This is a genomic window from Mesorhizobium sp. BH1-1-4 (genome assembly GCF_020165665.1).
Lineage (GTDB): Bacteria > Pseudomonadota > Alphaproteobacteria > Rhizobiales > Rhizobiaceae > Mesorhizobium.
In genome coordinates, this window is record NZ_JAIUIN010000002.1 from 55450 (window position 1) to 73009 (window position 17560).

General features: G+C 64.0%; 17 protein-coding genes and 1 riboswitch. Of the genes, 14 read left to right on the forward strand and 3 right to left on the reverse strand.

The window, feature by feature from the left end; genetic code table 11:
* Position 1: 1 nt before the first annotated feature.
* The 5 genes from LB569_RS03970 (at position 2) to LB569_RS03990 (ending at position 5195) form a co-directional block, all read left to right on the forward strand.
* The gene (locus tag LB569_RS03970; protein WP_224691166.1) at positions 2–1189 is read left to right on the forward strand and encodes an MFS transporter; all 1188 of its coding nucleotides are present in this window, start codon (positions 2–4) and stop codon (positions 1187–1189) included.
* Positions 1190–1195: 6 nt separating this feature from the next.
* On the forward strand, positions 1196–2476 hold the full coding sequence (locus tag LB569_RS03975) for a D-arabinono-1,4-lactone oxidase (protein WP_224691175.1): 1281 nt from the start codon (positions 1196–1198) through the stop codon (positions 2474–2476).
* Positions 2473–3618, forward strand: coding sequence for a DSD1 family PLP-dependent enzyme (locus LB569_RS03980; protein ID WP_224691176.1), 1146 nt, complete (start codon positions 2473–2475; stop codon positions 3616–3618). The genes LB569_RS03975 and LB569_RS03980 overlap by 4 nt, the downstream gene beginning before the upstream one ends.
* 70 nt (positions 3619–3688) lie before the next feature.
* Positions 3689–4639 carry a helix-turn-helix domain-containing GNAT family N-acetyltransferase gene (locus tag LB569_RS03985; RefSeq protein ID WP_224691178.1) on the forward strand — a complete coding sequence of 317 codons (951 nt, stop codon included), beginning with the start codon at positions 3689–3691 and terminating at the stop codon, positions 4637–4639.
* 241 nt (positions 4640–4880) lie between these two features.
* Positions 4881–5195 (forward strand): antibiotic biosynthesis monooxygenase family protein, encoded by a 315-nt coding sequence (locus LB569_RS03990; RefSeq protein ID WP_224691180.1) that lies wholly within the window; start codon positions 4881–4883, stop codon positions 5193–5195.
* A 60-nt stretch (positions 5196–5255) separates the two neighbouring features.
* On the opposite strand, the gene LB569_RS03995 is transcribed toward LB569_RS03990, so the two are convergent.
* Positions 5256–6089 carry an AraC family transcriptional regulator gene (locus LB569_RS03995; protein ID WP_224691183.1) on the reverse strand — a complete coding sequence of 278 codons (834 nt, stop codon included), beginning with the start codon at positions 6087–6089 and terminating at the stop codon, positions 5256–5258.
* A gap of 251 nt (positions 6090–6340) precedes the next feature.
* Positions 6341–6548: riboswitch (cobalamin riboswitch) on the forward strand.
* An 89-nt stretch (positions 6549–6637) separates the two neighbouring features.
* Here LB569_RS03995 and LB569_RS04000 point away from each other — a divergent pair.
* From LB569_RS04000 to LB569_RS04035, 8 genes are all read left to right on the forward strand, one after another.
* The gene (locus tag LB569_RS04000) at positions 6638–7051 is read left to right on the forward strand and encodes a DUF1636 family protein (protein ID WP_224691185.1); all 414 of its coding nucleotides are present in this window, start codon (positions 6638–6640) and stop codon (positions 7049–7051) included.
* On the forward strand, positions 7048–7836 hold the full coding sequence (locus tag LB569_RS04005; RefSeq protein WP_224691187.1) for an ABC transporter ATP-binding protein: 789 nt from the start codon (positions 7048–7050) through the stop codon (positions 7834–7836). The genes LB569_RS04000 and LB569_RS04005 overlap by 4 nt, the downstream gene beginning before the upstream one ends.
* Before the next feature lie 44 nt (positions 7837–7880).
* On the forward strand, positions 7881–8828 hold the full coding sequence (locus tag LB569_RS04010) for an ABC transporter substrate-binding protein (RefSeq protein ID WP_224691189.1): 948 nt from the start codon (positions 7881–7883) through the stop codon (positions 8826–8828).
* Positions 8828–9877 (forward strand): FecCD family ABC transporter permease, encoded by a 1050-nt coding sequence (locus tag LB569_RS04015; protein ID WP_224691191.1) that lies wholly within the window; start codon positions 8828–8830, stop codon positions 9875–9877. Before LB569_RS04010 ends, LB569_RS04015 begins: the two co-directional genes overlap by 1 nt.
* 160 nt (positions 9878–10037) lie before the next feature.
* Entirely contained in the window at positions 10038–10517 is a 480-nt protein-coding gene (locus LB569_RS04020) for a MarR family winged helix-turn-helix transcriptional regulator (RefSeq protein ID WP_224691193.1), read from the forward strand.
* On the forward strand, positions 10514–11692 hold the full coding sequence (locus LB569_RS04025) for an HlyD family secretion protein (RefSeq protein WP_224691195.1): 1179 nt from the start codon (positions 10514–10516) through the stop codon (positions 11690–11692). Before LB569_RS04020 ends, LB569_RS04025 begins: the two co-directional genes overlap by 4 nt.
* A gap of 308 nt (positions 11693–12000) precedes the next feature.
* Positions 12001–13533: a DHA2 family efflux MFS transporter permease subunit gene (locus tag LB569_RS04030; RefSeq protein WP_224691197.1), complete on the forward strand. Its 1533-nt coding sequence runs from the start codon at positions 12001–12003 to the stop codon at positions 13531–13533.
* A 118-nt stretch (positions 13534–13651) separates the two neighbouring features.
* Entirely contained in the window at positions 13652–14629 is a 978-nt protein-coding gene (locus LB569_RS04035; protein ID WP_224691199.1) for an isopenicillin N synthase family dioxygenase, read from the forward strand.
* Positions 14630–14638: 9 nt separating this feature from the next.
* On the opposite strand, the gene LB569_RS04040 is transcribed toward LB569_RS04035, so the two are convergent.
* Together LB569_RS04040 and LB569_RS04045 are read right to left on the reverse strand one after the other, a co-directional pair.
* Complete coding sequence (locus LB569_RS04040) at positions 14639–15154, reverse strand: CAP domain-containing protein (protein ID WP_224691201.1); 516 nt, start codon at positions 15152–15154, stop codon at positions 14639–14641.
* A 79-nt stretch (positions 15155–15233) separates the two neighbouring features.
* Complete coding sequence (locus tag LB569_RS04045) at positions 15234–16457, reverse strand: TadE/TadG family type IV pilus assembly protein (protein WP_224691499.1); 1224 nt, start codon at positions 16455–16457, stop codon at positions 15234–15236.
* 277 nt (positions 16458–16734) lie between these two features.
* Here LB569_RS04045 and LB569_RS04050 point away from each other — a divergent pair, with 277 nt between their 5' ends.
* Positions 16735–17559, forward strand: coding sequence for a DUF2189 domain-containing protein (locus LB569_RS04050; RefSeq protein WP_224691209.1), 825 nt, complete (start codon positions 16735–16737; stop codon positions 17557–17559).
* The last annotated feature ends 1 nt before the right edge of the window (position 17560 follow it).

Consider the following 17560-nt stretch of genomic DNA (forward strand, 5'->3'; position numbering starts at 1 on the left):
TTTGACTTCGACAAGCACCGGTGTTCAGGGCGATGGCGATTGGCTGGTCGGTAACCCGACCGGCGCGCAACTCGCTTCGGCCTTGTGGATCGGGTCGGTCGGCCTGCTCATTCTCGGTCTGCAGCCTGTCCTGCTCGGCGCCCTCTATACCGAGGGCCATGTCAGCGGTGACGAATTGGCACTGGTCGCCACCGCCGAGATGATCGCCATCGCGATCGGTTCGGCGATCGTGGCGATGCTGCTCTCGGCGCACAACATGCGCTGGAAGAGTGCGATCCTCCTGCTGCTCCTGGCGCTGGCCAATGTCTGGACGGCCTATGCCGCTGGCGCCAACACGTTGATGGCGGCACGCGCCCTGGCCGGTCTTGCCGAAGGCGGCCTCGTCGCCGTCGCCACCGAACTGATTGCCCGCTCGCGGCGCGCCGAACGCATCGGCGGCTTTTTCGTCACCATGCAGACCTTGGCGCAATGCGCTCTGGCCCTGCTGCTGGCCCTTTATGTCATCCCTGCCGCCGGGTCGGCCGGTGGCTTCCTCGTTCTTGCCGTCGTCTGTGTCGCGTCGCTGGTGGTCGCCTTCGCTGTCCCCTCCGACTATGCCGACCTGCCGAAGGACGAGAACCTCGCCAATGTGCTGACCGTTCCTTCGATCACCGCGCTGTTGTGCGTCTTCTGCTACTTCATGTTCTTCGGTGCGGTCTGGGCGTTTCTGGAGCCGCTCGGCGCCCAGTTCGGCATCGATGGCCGCACCGTCGGGCTGATCGTCTCGGCCAGCCTCGCGGTGCAGGTGCTGGGCGCGATGACGGCGACCGTGTTCGAGGCGCGCATCGACTATCGCCTTGCCATCGCGGCGATCGGCATCGTCGCGCTTGCCGCCTCGCTCGTGCTTGCCAGCGGACCTGGCCTCACGACATTCTGGGTCGCCGCCCTGGTTATGGGTTTTATCCTGCTGTTCATCGTGCCCTACCAGATCCGGCTGGCGATCACCGCCGATGAGACGCGCACCGCCGTGCTGCTTGTGCCGGCCGCCCAGCTTTTCGGCCTGGCGATCGGGCCGGTCGCGGCGTCGCTGCTCATCGACGGCAAGGATTTTCGCCCGGTTCCCGAATTCGCCGCCGCGAGCGCCGTCGCCAGCGTGGCGCTGCTCGGCCTGTTTGTCCTCGTGGCGCGGCGTCGCCGCGCGGTTGCGTGAGCGGCCATGTCGAACAGCTGGAGCAACTGGTCGGGCTTTGTCACCGCGGAGCCACGGCTGATGGCGAGCCCCGCCGATGCCGGCGAACTCGGCGATCTCATCCGGACCGCGCCCGGTCCGGTCCGCGTCGTCGGCGCCGGTCACTCCTTCACGCCGCTGGTCAAGTCGCAAGGCACCATCCTGTCGCTGGAGAAGCTCGAAGGCTTGGTCTCGCATGACGCGAAAAAAAATCAGGCACGCGTGCGGGCAGGGACGCGGCTTGGTTCGCTCATGCACATCCTGCAAGGCATTGGCCAGGGCCTGCCCAATATGGGCGACATCGACCGTCAGGCGATAGGCGGCGCGCTGGGCACGGCCACCCATGGCTCTGGGCCGACGCTCGGTGCCTATCACACGCAACTGGACACGGTGCAGATCGTCGACGGGCTGGGCAAGGTCCGCGAATTCAAGCGGGACGGGGATCAAGAGACGATCCATGCCATCGGCGTCGCGCTCGGCGCCTTCGGTGTGCTCAGCGAAGTGACGCTGAACAACATCGCGACCTACCGGCTGCGCCGCCGCAAATGGGTGTTGCCGATCGCCGACATGCTGCGCGATTTCGAAACGATGATGGCCGCCCATCGCTCGGCCGAATTCTACTACATTCCGTTTTCCGGTTACGCGCAGTTCATCGCCAGCGACTTTAGCACCGAAGCGACGACGACGCGCCCGACCGACGATGACGAGGGCTCCTTGCGCACACTGCGCCGCCTGCGCACCGGGCTTGCCTGGCTGCCGTCGCTGCGCCGCCGGCTGATCCTGGGCGCGGTCGCCAAAGTGCCGGCCGAGGACTATGTGCAGGACTGGCTAAATGTCTATGCCAGCGACCGGCAGACCCGGTTCAACGAGATGGAATATCACCTTCCCTTCGAGGAGGGGCCGAAGGCGCTGGCCGAGATCATCGACCTGACCGAGAAGCATTTTCCAGAGGTCTATTTCCCGATGGAAGTGCGGTCGGTGGCACCGGACGATTTCTGGCTCTCGCCCTTTCACAAAAGGCTCACCTGTTCCATCGCCATCCACCACGACGCGGCGAACGATCCGCTGCCGTTCATGCGCGCGGCCGAACCGATCTTCCGCCGATATGGCGGCAGGCCGCATTGGGGCAAGATGCACACCCTGAAGGCGGCCGACCTGAAAAAGCTCTATCCGCGCTGGGACGACGCGATGGCGGTGCGCCGCGACATCGATCCGCACAACCGTTTCGTCTCGCCCTACATGGCCGACCTGTTCGGCATCGATCAATGAAAGCTTACTTCGCGACGCTTTCGGATGCGCTGCGAGAGGCGGGCATTTTCCAACCTTGCCTGCTGCTCGACCGTGACCGGCTGGACAGCAACATCGCCCTGGTCAGGGAGAGGCTCGATCCCGGCCTCGCCGTGCGGCTGGTCGACAAGTCGCTCGCTTGCCTGCCGCTGCTTGCCCATATCGGCAATACGCTTGGAACCCACCGTTTCATGACCTTCCATCCGCCGATCAGCGAGGCGGTATTGACGGCGTTTCCGCACGCCGATCTCCTTTATGGCAAGCCGATGCCGGTCGGCGCGGCAAGGGCGGTGCTTTCGAGGGGCGATACGGCCTGGTCGCGCGTCTGCTGGCTGATCGATACCCAGGAGAGGCTGGCGGAGTATGGCGCGCTCGCCGACGAACTCGGTGTCGAGCTGCGCATCGCTTTCGAAATCGATGTCGGACTGCATCGCGGCGGCTTCGCCGAACCGGAGGCCTTGTCGCGGGCTTTGAAATTGCTGCCGACCCACAAAGGGCTGCGCTGCGAAGGCGTCATGGCCTATGAGGCGCATGCGCCGCACATACCGGGCTTGTTCGGCGGGCCGGCCAAGGCGTTGGCGCAAGCCTCGGAACGAGTTGCGGCTTTCGTGGCGCGCCTCGGCGCCGACCAGCGAAGCATACTCAACATTGGCGGCAGCAAGACCGCGCTGCTTCATCATGGCGGCGCCGCCAATGAAGTGTCGATGGGCTCTGCCTTCGTGCTGCCTGGCGATTTCGACACGCCAGGCCTCGATGGCTTTCAGCCGGCCGCCTTCATCGCGACGCCGATCCTGAAAGTGGTCGAGCCGATGCTGCCCGGCCCGCCGGCGGTCTCGCGCCTGCTGCAGGCGCTCGGCCGGTTTCCGCGCAAGGGCTGCTACCTCTATGGCGGCAAATGGATGGCCGAGCCGGTGTTTCCCGAGGGCATGAAGACGAACGGCCTGCTCGGCCTGTCCTCCAACCAACAATTCATGGGCCTGCCAACCGACACGACTGCAAAGCCCGACGATTACGCTTTCCTGCGGCCGACGCAGAGCGAGGCCGTGCTGCAGCAGTTCGGGCCGATCGCGGTCCTTTCCCGTGGCAGAATCGTGGATCGCTGGCCGGTATTGCCGATGATGTGATGGGGCAGACCGTCTCTAATAGTTGACTGCGTCAAGTAAATCGGCGATCGTGTTTGGACAGGAGATGTCCATGACCATTCACCATCAGCCCGACAACGCTGCGCACAACAAGGACCTGATCGATGCGGTTCGGGCCTTCAACCGGTTCTACACGCGTCAGATCGGACTGCTCGACGAAGGGCTGCTGAAGAGCGCCTTCTCGTTGACCGAGGCGCGGGTGCTGTACGAGTTGGCGCATCGTGACGGACTGACCGCGACCGACCTCGGGCGCGATCTCGGCCTCGATGCCGGTTATGTCAGCCGTTTGCTGAAGAAGTTCGAGCGCCTTCACCTCATCTCCAGGGCCACCCTTGCTTCGGACGCGCGGCAGTCGACGATCGCGCTGACGCCGGCGGGCAGGAACGCCTTCGCGCCGCTGAACAAGGATTCGCACGACCAGGTCGCGGCGCTGCTCGATCGGCTGCCCACCTCGGAGCAGGACCGGCTGGTCAATTCCATGCGCACGGTACAGCGACTGCTGGATGACAGTGCCGAGCCGAAAATCCCTTACCTGCTGCGGCCGCCGCAGGTCGGCGACATCGGCTGGATCACCCGCCGGCAAGGGATGCTCTACGCCCAGGACTATGGCTGGGACGAAACCTATGAAGCGCTGGTCGCCGAAATCCTGGCCAATTTCGTAAAATCCTACGATCCGAAATGGGAGCGCGGCTGGATCGCCGAACGGGAAGGCGAGGTCGTCGGCTCGGTCTTCGTCGTGCGCAAGTCCGACCAGGTGGCCAAGCTGCGGCTCCTTTATGTCGAACCTTCGGCGCGGGGTCTCGGCATCGGCAAGCGCCTGGTCGAGGAATGCATCGGCTTTGCCCGCGCCAGGGGCTACAAGACGCTGACCCTGTGGACCAACGACATTCTGACCGCCGCCCGGCACATCTACCAGGCGGCCGGATTCAGGCTGACCGAGGAAGAGCCCCACTATTCCTTCGGCAAGGATCTGGTTGGCCAGAACTGGGATCTCGATCTCTAGCGAGCTGTCCGGCAATGCCGGGTTGCTGGCGGTTTGCGCCAATGGTATCGAATACGGGTCGAAAAGGACCCTGGAGCGGCAAACGGTAAGCCCGCTCCCTTCCGTCAGATGGAAGCTCCGTTCCCATCCAGAATGGGAACCCACGGCAAGCCACGGCGTGCTTTGACGCCGGGCTTGGCGTTCGGGGTCCCGCCGATCGGCGTTCCTTCGTGTGCCAGGCGCCAACGAAGGAGAAGAGACAATGCCCATCATTCGCGCCGACACCGGCGTCATCACCCAGATCAACGTCTTCACCGTGCCCGAGGGCGGACAGCAGGCGCTGATCGACCTTTTGCGGGAGGCGGCAATGAGTTGTCGTGGCATTCCCGGCTGGATGTCGGCCAGCTTGCACAGGGAACTCGACGGCTCACGCGTCGTCAACTATGCGCAGGCGCGGGATCAGGCGGCCATGCGGCGCGTCTTCGAGCATCTGCGGACGAGCGGTTTCCTCGATCGCAACCAGGCCCTGGGGCAGGCCCATCCCGGCCTCTATGAGGTCGCGCTCACCGTGGAATAGGCGAGGCGGCGGGCCGCGCCTCGGCTGCTGCCGGGGCGTGGCCCATTCGGCATCCAGCCCCTATGATTTGACCGGCACCCAGATCTCCAGCCCACCATTGCCGGTGCGGGCATCGAATTCAGGGCCATAGCGCTCGAATTCCGGCGCGTCGGCGATTTCATGGCCTGAGGCGGGCAGCCAGCTGTTCCAGATCGTGTTGATCGTACGCCGGATGGTCGAGATGTGCTCGCGATGCGTGAACACGGCATATTTCTGTGCCGGCACCCGCACCCGTTGGAATTCCTTCGGCAGATCCGCGAAGTCGCGCACCTCGACGCCGACGACATAGTCGAAATTGCCGGCATCGTCGCCATTGAGGCAGACGCCGTAGAAAACGCCTGAAATCTCGCCTTGTATGTTGCCGATGTATGGAGCGAAGCGCTGCCACTGCATGGGAATGCCGGCACTGGATTCGCAGCTGTAGCGCTCGCCGAGCCCGCCGACGAGGAAGGGCCGGCTGGTCTCGAAGCGCGGCGGCTGGAGTGTGGTGAGAAGTGAGCTGTCCATCAGGATAGGCTCCACGAGGTCGAGGGACTTGGTCGAACCTTGCGCGCGCACCAGTTCCGGCGTGGTGCCGAACTGGTCGCGGAAGGCACGGGTGAAAGCCTCATGCGAGTTGTAGCTGGCCTCGAGCGCGATGCTGAGAATGTCGGGCGCTCCGCCAGCCAGCTTGCGCGCCGCCTCGGTCAGCCGGCGCGAGCGCATGTAGCCCATGACGGAGCGGCCGGTGGCGGCGCCGAAGGCGCGCGTCACATGAAAGCGCGACACGCCACTGCTTTGCGCGACGTCGTCGAGCGTAACGACGTCAGGCAGATGGCTTTCGACAAACCATAGCGCTTTCTCGGTCGGGTTCATGTGCTCCTCGCATTTGGCATCCGCACCCTGGCGCCTCGCAGCCCGCCCAGTTTGATCGAAATTGCGCATCGCGCAAATGGGCAAGCGGTCGCGCGTTCTCATTGGGTGCCTGCTGTGATCGACTCGGATGGCCGTGTCGGCAAGGTACCGTCGAACAGCACGGTGATGGCCGTGTCGGCAGCGATTGACTGAGTGCATGTATTGTTATAACAGAACATAGTGATCGTCTTGCCTCGGCGCCGCTCGCGGCCTAGGCTGCGACTCGTGATGGTCCCCGAGCCGAAAGGCGAGGGGTGAAAAGGGAACGCGGTGGGATCCGATTTGGGTCGAGGCCGCGGCTGCCCCCGCAACTGTAAGCGGCGAGCAAGATCCGGAACGCCACTGGCCGGCAAGGCTGGGAAGGCAGGATTGCGCGGAGACCCGTGAGCCAGGAGACCTGCCATCACCGAGTTGACCGGACGGGGTGTGCCGGGAGGAAACGTGGACATCGGTCTTGTCGGCCGGTCGACCAACATCCTTCCGTCGCCAGTTTTGAAAGTGACGGGACGTTGGACGGCGCAATCGATCGTATTCACCGCACCCAAAGGCACCAGATCATCGTGTGCACGCTTTGCCGCGACGTGCCGACCGGCGTCAGGTCTGGCGAAGCTCTGTGCGCCGAATTGCGCTCCCGTCTCTCGGCCCAGCCTGACCTGATGCGTGATTTCACGGTCGAGGGCGTGGCTTGCATGGCGGGATGCGCGCGCCCGCTGGCAGTGGCCTTCCAGGCGCCGGGCAAAGCCGCCTATCTCTTCGGCTCGATCGATGCAGAGGCCGACGCTGGCGATCTCGTGCGGTTTGCCAGGCTCTACGCTTCGCTTGCCGACGGCTGGTGCAATTCCGGACAACGTCCGCCGCGCCTGGCCGGCAAGACGCTGGCCCGCATCCCGGCACCGGGCAAGCCGGCGGATGGCAATCGATGACAACGCCGCTTCTCGATGCGCGCGACCTGAGCGCGACGGCGAATGGCCGGGCTCTGGTCGATGCCGTCAGCCTGTCGGTGACATCAGGCGACCGCCTCGCCATCATTGGTCCCAACGGCGCCGGCAAGACCACGCTGCTGCGCATGTTGTCCGGCATGCTCAGGCCAAGTTCGGGCGAGGTGGAGCTTGGCGGGCGACGCCTGGACAGGATTTCGCCGGCCGAGCGGGCCTTGCATATCGCCGTCGTTGGCCAGACCGACCAGCCGGATCCGCGTCTGGCGGTGATTGACTATGTCGAGCTCGGCCGAGTCCCGCATGCCGGCCTGGGGCGTCGGAGCGAGGAGCGCGACATTGTCGTGGATGCGCTGCGCCGGACCGGCCTGTTGCCGCTGCTCGGCCGCACCATCGGCTCGCTGTCGGGTGGCGAACGCCAGCGCGCCCAGCTTGCCCGAGCCATCGCGCAGGAACCCAAGCTCCTGTTTCTCGACGAACCGACCAACCACCTCGACCCGCGCGCTCGCGCGCAACTGCTCGAACTGGTGGCCGGCTTGGGCATGACGGTGATCGCCGTGCTGCACGATCTGACGCTGGTAGCGCCCTTCGCCACCAAGGTCGCGGTGATGAATGAGGCGCGGCTGCAGGCTCTGGCGCCGCCGCATGAGGCGCTGACCCAGCAGCTGATCCGCGAGATTTTCGGCGTCGACGTGTTCCGCCTGCGCCATCCCACCGAGGATCGCGAACTGACGGTGTTCGAACTCCCGAATCGCGCCGCGCCGCCATCGTGATCACCCTCTCATCATCCGACACGGTTCAACCAAGGAGCAAATCCGTGAAACGCCTTGCCATCTCGCTCGTCCTCTCGCTGCTCGCCTCGACGGCCTTCGCCTTCCCCGTCACCGTCGACAGCTGCGGCAACCCGCTGACTTTCGACGCTCCACCGAAGCGTGCGGTCATCCATGATCTCAACATGGCCGAGATGGCCTTCGCGCTGAAACTGCAGCCCTCGATCGTCGGCCTGACGGGCATCACCGGATGGTACAAGGTCGGCCCCGAATTCAAGGCAGAACAGGGTTCCATCCCAGAACTGGCGCCGAAATATCCAACGCTGGAGAATCTCGTCGCGGTCGAGCCCGATTTCTTCTTCGCCGGCTGGTACTACGGTATGAAGCCCGGCGGCGACGTGACCCCCGACACGCTCGCACCGCATGGCATCAAGACGCTGGTGCTGACCGAAAGCTGCGTCCATCTCGACAAGAGCCGCCCGGCCGCCTCCATGGACCTGCTTTATGGCGACGTCGAAAAGCTGGGCAAGGTTTTCGGCAAGGAGCCGGAAGCGGACAAGCTCGTCGCCGGCTGGAAAGCGCAGCTAGCCGATATCACCGCCAAGGTCGGTGATCGCAAGGGAACACGCGTGTTCCTCTACGATTCCGGCGAGGACAAGCCGTTCACAGCCGGAAAATTCGCCATCCCCAGCGCCATGATATCGGCCGCCGGCGGCGACAACATCATGGCCGACATGGAAACCAGTTGGGGCAACACGGACTGGGAGACGGTGGGGGCGCGCAATCCGCAATTCCTCATCCTGCTCGATTATCAGGACGGCGGCGGCTACAGGAAACTGCTCGATTTCCTGAAGGCGCACCCGGCGATGAAAGAGACGGACGCGGTCAAGAACGAGCGCTTCGTCGCGCTTCGTTACGCCGAGCTGACGCCGGGACCAGCGAACATCGAAGCCATCGGCAAGATCGCCAGGGCGATGCATCCGGAAGCGTTCTGATGCATCTTGCCCGAGAGCAAAAACCGGGCGCGCTGTCAGGGCACAGCGCGTTCACGCTGGCCATGGCGGCGGGCACGGTGGCGCTCGTCGCTCTCGCGCTGCTGTCGATCGCCTACGGCTCGACGCTGATACCTCTGGGCGATGTCATCGCCGCGCTTGGCCGTGCCATCGGGCTGGACGAGCCGCGAATATCGGGCCCGGTCGGCAAGATCGTCGTCGACCTGCGGCTGCCGCGGACGATCCTGGCGATCTGTGTCGGCGGCGGACTGGGCATTGTCGGCGCCTTGCTGCAGACGGTGACCCGCAACGATCTTGCCGATCCCTTCCTGTTCGGCCTGTCTTCTGGGGCCGCCGCCGGCGCGGTTTCCGTCATCACCGTCTTCGGTGACAGTTTCGGTATCTGGACCCTGCCGGTCGCCGCCTTTACCGGGGGCATACTGGCCGCATGCATCGTGCTTTTGCTGGTCGCGCGGGTCAGGGGGCAGGGCCCGGAACGGCTGATCCTCGCCGGCCTTGCCGTCTCCTTCATGTTCACCGCCCTGACCAATTATCTGGTCTTTGCCGGCGACCAGCGCGCGGCCCATTCGGTGCTGTTCTGGACGATGGGCGGGCTCGGCCTGGCGCGCTGGGACAATGTCTGGCTGGGGGCGGTGGGCGCGGGCACCATCGCGGCCTACGGGCTGTGGAATCACCGCAGGCTGGATGCATTCCTCGCCGGTGAAAGTGCGGCCGAAAGTCTTGGCGTGCCGGTGGCGCGCATGCGCAGGGCGACATTTCTCGTCGCCGCCTTCTCGACGGCAATCCTTGTCTCGGTCGCCGGCGTCATCGGCTTTGTCGGCCTGATGATCCCGCATCTGGCGCGGCCGCTGGCCGGTCCCTTGCATCTGCGCCTGATCGCGAGCTGCGCGATGTTCGGGGCGGTTCTCCTGCTGGCAAGCGATCTTCTGGCGCGCACCTTGCTGCCGCCGCAGGAACTGCCGATCGGCATCATCACCAGCTCGCTCGGCGCATTCTTCGTCGTCACCATGGTCGTTCGAAACCGCCTTTGAAGCGGCTTCTTGTACCGCTGCAGGTGGAGTTTCGGGTGGGAGCGGCGTTCACCCGCCGCTAACCAGGATCGCGTTGCGCGGCTGTCCTGCCGATTTTTTGCCGGCTTTCATCGCGCTATGGTATCTTGAATAGTAAGCACGCTTATTATATATATCGCTCATGGTTTCAGATGGCATCGACAGATTGGGATTTTTGATCCACGACGTGCAGCGCCTGATGCGCAAGCGCTTTGAAGCGCGCGCCAGCGGGCTCGGCCTGTCTTCGGCGCAATGGCGGCTTCTGGTGCGCGTCGCCAAGGAGGCGGGCGTTGCGCAGGCGCGGCTCGCAGAACTGCTCGAAATCGAGCCGATCAGCGTCTCGCGCCTGGTCGACCGGATGGAAGAGGGCGGCTGGATCGAACGCCGCTCCGACGCGACCGACCGGCGCGTGCGCATGATCTTCCCGACCGAGAAGGCGAACGCGGCCTATGCGGACGTCAAGAGCCTTGCTGGCGAAGTCTATGAGGAATCGCTCAGCGGCGTTTCGCCGGAAGACCGACGCGTCCTGATCCGGGCGCTGGATGTAATCGTCCGGAATCTGACGGACGGCGAAGCTTCGTCGCTTGAAAAGATCAAGAGTACGGAAGGTGCGGCAGCATGAACGCGGTAGCCAAGGTGGAAGAAAACGCTCCCAAGGTGGAGATGGAAGCGCCGGCCCAGCCGGCGGTCGCCCCGGTCGCGGTAGCTCCCCCCGTGCAGCCGATCCCGGCGCCGAAGAAGAAGCGCCGCATCGGCCGTCTGATGCTGATGGTTGCCTTGCCGGCGGCACTGATCATCGGCGGCGGCTATGTCTGGGTCACGGGCGGTCGCTACCAGGAGACCGAGAACGCCAATCTGCAGCAGGCCAAGGTGTCGATTGCCTCCGATACGGCCGGCCGCATTGTCCAGGTCGCCATATCGGACAACCAGACGGTCAAGCAGGGCGATCTCCTGTTCGCCATCGACCCCGAGCCCTACCGGATCGCGCTCGCCCAGGCCGACGCCGCGGTCGCCACCGCCCGCCTCAATGTCGAGCAGTTGCGTGCTGCCTATAGCCAGGCGCTGTCGCAGCGGAAGTCCGATGCCAGCGAGGTCGATTATGCCCAATCGCAATTCGATCGCGCCGCCGATCTTGCCCAGAAGGGCATCAACGCCAAGTCGTCGCTGGATCAGGCCAAGAACGATCTCGACAAGGCCAGGCAGCAACTGGCTGTTGCGGAACAGGGCATCATCAGCGCCAAGGCGGCACTCGGCGGCAATCCCGATATTGAAACCGACAGGCACCCGACCGTGATGTCGGCACTCGCCGCGCGCGACAAGGCAGCCTACGACCTGGCACAGACCACGGTGAAGGCGCCCGCCGATGGTGTCGTCTATCAGGCCGCGTCCTTCAAGGTCGGCCAGTATGTCGGCTCCGGCACACCGTTGTTCGCGCTGGTCGAGACCGGCGACACCTGGATCGACGCCAATTTCAAGGAAACCCAGCTCACCAACATGCAGCCGGGCCAGAAGGCGGAAATCGTGGTCGATACCTATCCGGGCAGGACATTCGAAGCGACGGTCAAGGCTATCGGTGCCGGCACCGGCGCGGACTTCTCGCTGCTGCCCGCCCAGAACGCCACGGGCAACTGGGTCAAGGTCACCCAACGCATCCCGGTGCGTCTGGAACTGACCGATCCCGACGCCAAGATGGCGCTGCGTACCGGTATGAGTGCTTCGGTTACCGTCGATACGGGCGTGGCACGCGGCTGGCCGTCGATCTTCGGCCACGCCACGGCTGGCGAGCCCGCGCGGTAAGTCAAGGGAAGCCCGCGGGGACCAGGCGGGTTGGAAACGAGTTGCAGGATTGGTCTGATGGGAGGGGTGGCGAAAATCAGCATTTGGGACGCGCCGCGTGGCAGCTGTCCAAAATCTGAAATCTTCGGCACGGACCCGTCGGTCCTCAGGTTTCCGGGCGGCAGGCATCCGCTCATCAGAGACTTTCAGTCGATGTAACCCCCACATCGATAATCGCGTCCCACCGCGACGAAGGTCTCTCGACGGAAGGCATAGCCGCCCGGAAACCCGTTCTACACGTTTCTGTTGTTTTCTGGAAGTTCTACGCCATGAGCACGTCCGAACCCTTCAAAGAAGTGCCGCATCGTGGCCTGATCACGGTCGCGCTCATGTTGGCGACGGTGATGCAGGCGCTCGACACCACCATTGCCAATGTCGCGCTGCCGACCATGACTGGCGATCTCGGCGCCTCGCCCGACAACATCAACTGGGTGCTGACCTCCTACATCGTCGCCGCCGCCATCATGACGCCTGTCACCGGCTGGCTCGCCGACCGTTTCGGCCGCAAGGAACTGTTCCTGATGGCGGTGGTCGGCTTCACCATCTTCTCGATGTTGTGCGGCCTGGCGTGGAGCCTGGAAAGCATCGTGTTCTTCCGGCTGATGCAAGGCGTGTTCGGCGCCGCGATCGTGCCGCTGTCGCAGACCTTCCTGCTCGACATCAATCCCAAGGAACGCCATGGCCAGGCCATGGCCATATGGGGCGCCGGCATCATGCTGGGACCGATCCTCGGCCCGACGCTTGGCGGTTGGCTGACCGAGAATTTCAACTGGCGCTGGGTGTTCTTCATCAACCTGCCGGTCGGCATCGTCGCCTTGCTTGGCATGGTCGCCTATCTGCCGGCCGTTGCCCGGCGGGTGCGAAGCTTCGATTTCTTCGGCTTTGCCATGATATCGCTCGGCGTCGGCGCCCTGCAGCTGATGCTCGATCGCGGTGGCGAGGTCGACTGGTTTTCCTCGGTCGAGATCTGGATCGAGCTTGGTCTTTCGCTCACCGGCTTCTGGGTGTTCATCATCCACACGGTGACATCGGAGCATCCCTTCATCGATCCGAAGATTTTCCTCGACCGCAACTTCGTCACCGGGCTGGCGTTCATTTTCGTCATGGGCGTGCTGATCCTGGCCTCCATGTCGCTGCTGCCGCCGATGCTGTCGACCATCTTCGGCTACCCGACCGTCACCATCGGCATCGTCATCGGGCCGCGCGGCGTCGGCACGATGATTTCGATGCTCGTCGTCGGGCGGCTCATGAGCAGGATCGACGCCAGAATTCTCGTCGTCTTCGGCTTTCTCCTGACCGCGCAGTCGCTCTACACCATGGCCAGCTTTTCGCCGCAGATGGACAATTGGCTGATCCTCAGCTCCGGCGTGATCCAGGGGCTGGGCATGGGCATGGTGTTCGTGCCGCTGTCGACTGTAGCCTTCGCCACGCTCGACGCCCGCTACCGCACCGATGCAACCTCGTTGTTCAGCCTGGTGCGTAACCTTGGCTCGTCGATCGGCGTATCTGTCGTGACGGTGCTTCTGGTGCGCAACACGCAAATCAACCACGCCGAGCTTTCCACCTTCATCAACCCGTTCAATCCCAATCTGTGGGCGGTCTCGCCAGCGGCAGCTGGCGGCGATCCGACGGCACTGTCGCAGGTCGACCGCATGGTCAATGTCCAGGCGATGATGATCTCCTACGTCAACGACTTCAAAATACTGATGATGATGACGCTGGCCGCCATCCCGTTTGTCTTCCTGCTGCGCAAGCCGAAAACGGCGCCGGCCGGCGGGGCGCCTGCAGCGCATATGGATTAGGCCGACGCAGGCAGATCGCCTGCCGCCGATATGGACCATACCGCCGCATCGGGTGGTCCTAGCCGGTTGCCGGGCGAGCCGGCATCGTTTCGCCAGTTGACGGACGAGTGCCAGGACGATGCAGAACGCGACATTTCCGGTCTTCGATCTCGGCCAATTCGAGAAAGCGAGCGCCACGGAGAAGGCGGCGCTGGGCACCGAGGTCGACCGCATCTGCCGCGGCACCGGCTTCCTGGCGATCAAGAACCATGGCATTTCGCAAGCGGTGATCGATGCCGCCTGGTCCAAGGCACGCGCCTTCTTCGACCTGCCGCCGGAACAGAAGCAGCGGTCCAAGGCGCCCTACAACGGCTATCCTTACGGCTACCTGGGCCCAGAACTCGAAGCGCTGGCCAAATCCCGCAATGTCGACACGCCGCCGGACCTCAAGGAAAGCTTCAATGGCGGCCCGCTCGGCGTACCACCGGGCATGTCCGATCCCGAGGCGCTCGCCTTCTGCTATGCCGAGACGATCTGGCCTGAAGCGCCGGACGGGTTCGTCGACGCCTGGAAAGCCTATTATGCCGCCCTGGAGGATCTGGCGCTGCGCATCATGCGCGTCTTCGCCACCGCGCTTGGCCTGCCCGAGACCTATTTCGACAGCTATCTCGATGCGCCGATCAGCGCGCTGAGGGCGCTCAACTATCCCGAGCAGCATGCCGCGCCAAAGCCCGGCCAAATCCGCGCCGGCGCTCACACCGACTATGGCAGCCTGACTATCTTGCTGCCGCAGGCCGGGTCGCGGGGACTTCAAATCATCACCCCGGACGGAGAATGGACCGAAGTGCCGCCGATCCCGGGCGCCTTTGTCATCAATATCGGCGACCTGATGGCGCGCTGGACCAATGACCGCTGGGTGTCCACCGTGCACCGTGTCGTCAATCCAGAAGCGGGCGGGCGGGATCGGCGCCAGTCCTTGGCCTTCTTCCACCAGCCGAACTGGGATGCCGAGATCAAGGTGCTGGATGCCTGCCTTGCCGATGGCGAGACGCCAAAATATGGCCCCGTGCGCTCTGGCCCCTACCTGATGGCGAAATTCAAGGCGACGACGAAATAGGTTGGGATACTATTTCCCGAGCACCAGGGCCCAATAGCGCAGGTTCGGGTCGCGGCCGTCGCGCACATAAGCGAGGCCGAAGCGGCTGAAGTCCGGGTCGAGTATGTTGCGCCGGTGGCCCTGCGAATGCATCCAGATGTCGAACAGCTTCTGCTGATCGAACCGGCCTTCGGCGATGTTCTCGGCCGCCGCACCTCGTACGCCATTGTCCTTCATGCGCGAGGCGAAATCCTTGCCCCAGCCGGTGGTGTGGCTCATGCGCTCGCGCGAGGCCATGTAGCCGGCCTGTTGCAAAGCGGCCTGCTCGAGTTGCGCGTCGGGTGCCAGCGGGCCGCGCCCGGCCGTGGCACGCAAGCCGGCCAAAGTGGCCGTGGCGGAGGACGAGACACCAGCACCTTGCCCGGTCGGCAGCGAAACGGTGCCGCATGCGGCGAGTGTGGCGAGAACCGCGAGGCCGGCTGCCTTGAGCCAGGTGCGCCTGTTCAGCTTCGCGATCTGGTCGTTTTCGAGTCTTGAAGTGGTCATGCCTGCCTGAGATAGCCGCGATCATGGCTTTTGCCGGGCAGGGCGATGAAAATCCGAGATCGAAATGGCGGTTAGCCGCTTATTTCACAAGCGTGATATAGCGGCCGGCATACATCTCGCGATCTCCAAACACGGCCGAGCAGTCGGTTTTGATGGACGAGTTTCCTGTCATTTGCACCGTCAGGCCAACAAGCCTCAAACAGTCGCCCTGACCGCTCATATCCGAGTTGCCGGCAAAGGTAACGGCAGCGTCAGGCGCATAGACGAACCCGCTGATCACGGAATTCGCGCCGCCGTTCAGCGTCAAGGCTGATGTGTTGCCATGGTTCTCGAAAATGGTGATGCCCGTATAAGGGCCACTGGTGGGCGGGGAAAGGTTCACCTTTTCATTGGCATTTATGATGATCTGCGCACCCTCCATGAGGAATATGGTCACGCCTTGACCGGTCAGGCTGCCGTTGCCGCCCGGTTTTATGGTCACGCCGCGCATGATGTAGACGCCCGGATTGAGCGTGATGTTTCCCGACAACGTCTTGTCGCAATAGGTTCCGGGCGACAGCGTGTAGGTTTTGCCGTTCGGGACCGGCAGGCACAACGAGTAGGCGGGAGGGACAACGTCCGCCAGGGGGTCGAAAGACGCATATTGGTGTTCGAGCGGAGTTCCGCAGGCGAGATTGGCGCTGGGCGGCGAAATCCCGGAAGTGCCGCCGACGGTCGAGAGGCAGCCGGCCGAGACCTGCGCGGAACCGCCTCTGCTGACGGCACTGGAATCGTCCGAGTTCGCCGCGATCACGCAGTTGCTCATGGAGACACTGGTCGAGCCCTGCAGACTTATGGCGGCCGACGCATGCGGATCGAGCGCCAGCACGCAGGCCTGCGCACCGGGGTTCATCTTGACCGTGGCCGACCGGTGGGCCGGCCAAGGGGCCGCGCCGTTGATGAAGCTCGGACGGTTGATGCTGGACGCAAGCGAGATGTAATAGGCGCTCGGGTCGCCGCTGGCGCTTGCCGAAAACGCGGCGACGCTGTCTGAATATTCCTGCTGGTCGGCGACGCTCAGATTGGCCGCGAAGAATGTCAGCCCAAGCGCCTGGACATCACCCGCAGTCATGCTGGGGAGGTACTGTGTGCCGACGGCAAGCCCAGCCGCGTCCAGCGAGTTCTGCAATTGCGCCGCGTCGTCGCTCGTGCCCGTCACGTCCATGGTGCCGGCCACGACAACCATGATCGGCAGCATCGCTATGGCGGTCGCCACTGCAAAATTGCCGCGCTCCGAAGGCCAGAAGTCCTTCAACGTGAACATCGCCCCTCGCCATGTTGTAGGCTCGACCAATACGGCACGGGGTCTCTCCGAGTAATTTAAGCAATCACTAAAATGCATGACTTCTAAAATGAAGATCATGGTTCGCCGAACGAATGCCTCTGCTACGCCGCCGGAAGCGATAGCCGGAGCTGACTGATTACCGCCATTGACGTGGCGACAATTGCCGCCAGATCTGCTATCGTCACGCTTGCTCTTTCAGTGGCAGCTAAAGGCGGCCATCCAGGCGGTGACCGCCCCGACACACGGGAGGAAGGTTATGGCCGGCTTTCATGTCATGGCGGACGCGTACGGCATGCATGTGCAGCCCGCGGTTCGCCGTATTTCCACATCGGACCTCTGGGACGCGCTCAGGCTTGGCGCCGAGGATTTTTGGGCCAGGCCCTCGCACTACGTGTTCCTGTGCCTGATCTATCCGGTCGTCGGGCTGATCCTGACGCAGTGGACGTCCGGTTCCAACGCCATCCAGCTCGTCTATCCCCTGATGTCGGGCTTTGCCCTGGTCGGCCCGTTCGCCGCGATCGGACTCTATGAGATCAGCCGCCGCCGCGAGCTTGGCATGAACACCAACTGGCGCCATGCGCTCGATGTTCGCCATTCATCGGCGCTGCCCTCGATAGCGGTCATCGGCATCATGCTGTTCGCGTTGTTCCTGTTATGGCTGTTCACGGCGCAGTCGATCTACACCAGCCTTTTCGGCGGCGAGCCGCCGGCTTCGGTCGGGGCCTTCCTGCGCGACGTGCTGACGACAGGCAAGGGCTGGATGCTGATCCTTCTCGGCAACGCCGCCGGCCTGGTCTTCGCCGTGGTGGTGTTGGCGACCACGGTCGTTGCCTTTCCGCTTTTGCTCGATCGCGATGTCGGCGCCGTTTCGGCCATAGAGACCTCGGCGCGCGCGGTCATGGCAAATCCGCTGCAGATGGCGCTCTGGGGCCTCATTGTCGCGGCCCTTCTGGTGGTCGGCTCGATCCCGCTGTTTGCCGGACTGGCCGTCGTCATGCCGATCCTCGGCCACGCCACCTGGCATCTCTACCGCAAGGTGGTCGAGCCGGCCCAGATCAGGCCTCCGCGCCGACCGATGTGAC

Coding starts and splice junctions, on each gene's coding strand:
- LB569_RS03975 (WP_224691175.1), top strand. CDS start 1,196: ATGTCGAACAGCTGGAGCAACTGGTCGGGCTTTGTCACCGCGGAGCCA.
- LB569_RS03980 (WP_224691176.1), top strand. CDS start 2,473: ATGAAAGCTTACTTCGCGACGCTTTCGGATGCGCTGCGAGAGGCGGGC.
- LB569_RS03985 (WP_224691178.1), top strand. CDS start 3,689: ATGACCATTCACCATCAGCCCGACAACGCTGCGCACAACAAGGACCTG.
- LB569_RS03990 (WP_224691180.1), top strand. CDS start 4,881: ATGCCCATCATTCGCGCCGACACCGGCGTCATCACCCAGATCAACGTC.
- LB569_RS03995 (WP_224691183.1), bottom strand. CDS start 6,089: ATGAACCCGACCGAGAAAGCGCTATGGTTTGTCGAAAGCCATCTGCCT.
- LB569_RS04005 (WP_224691187.1), top strand. CDS start 7,048: ATGACAACGCCGCTTCTCGATGCGCGCGACCTGAGCGCGACGGCGAAT.
- LB569_RS04015 (WP_224691191.1), top strand. CDS start 8,828: ATGCATCTTGCCCGAGAGCAAAAACCGGGCGCGCTGTCAGGGCACAGC.
- LB569_RS04020 (WP_224691193.1), top strand. CDS start 10,038: ATGGTTTCAGATGGCATCGACAGATTGGGATTTTTGATCCACGACGTG.
- LB569_RS04025 (WP_224691195.1), top strand. CDS start 10,514: ATGAACGCGGTAGCCAAGGTGGAAGAAAACGCTCCCAAGGTGGAGATG.
- LB569_RS04030 (WP_224691197.1), top strand. CDS start 12,001: ATGAGCACGTCCGAACCCTTCAAAGAAGTGCCGCATCGTGGCCTGATC.
- LB569_RS04035 (WP_224691199.1), top strand. CDS start 13,652: ATGCAGAACGCGACATTTCCGGTCTTCGATCTCGGCCAATTCGAGAAA.
- LB569_RS04040 (WP_224691201.1), bottom strand. CDS start 15,154: ATGACCACTTCAAGACTCGAAAACGACCAGATCGCGAAGCTGAACAGG.
- LB569_RS04045 (WP_224691499.1), bottom strand. CDS start 16,457: ATGTTCACGTTGAAGGACTTCTGGCCTTCGGAGCGCGGCAATTTTGCA.
- LB569_RS04050 (WP_224691209.1), top strand. CDS start 16,735: ATGGCCGGCTTTCATGTCATGGCGGACGCGTACGGCATGCATGTGCAG.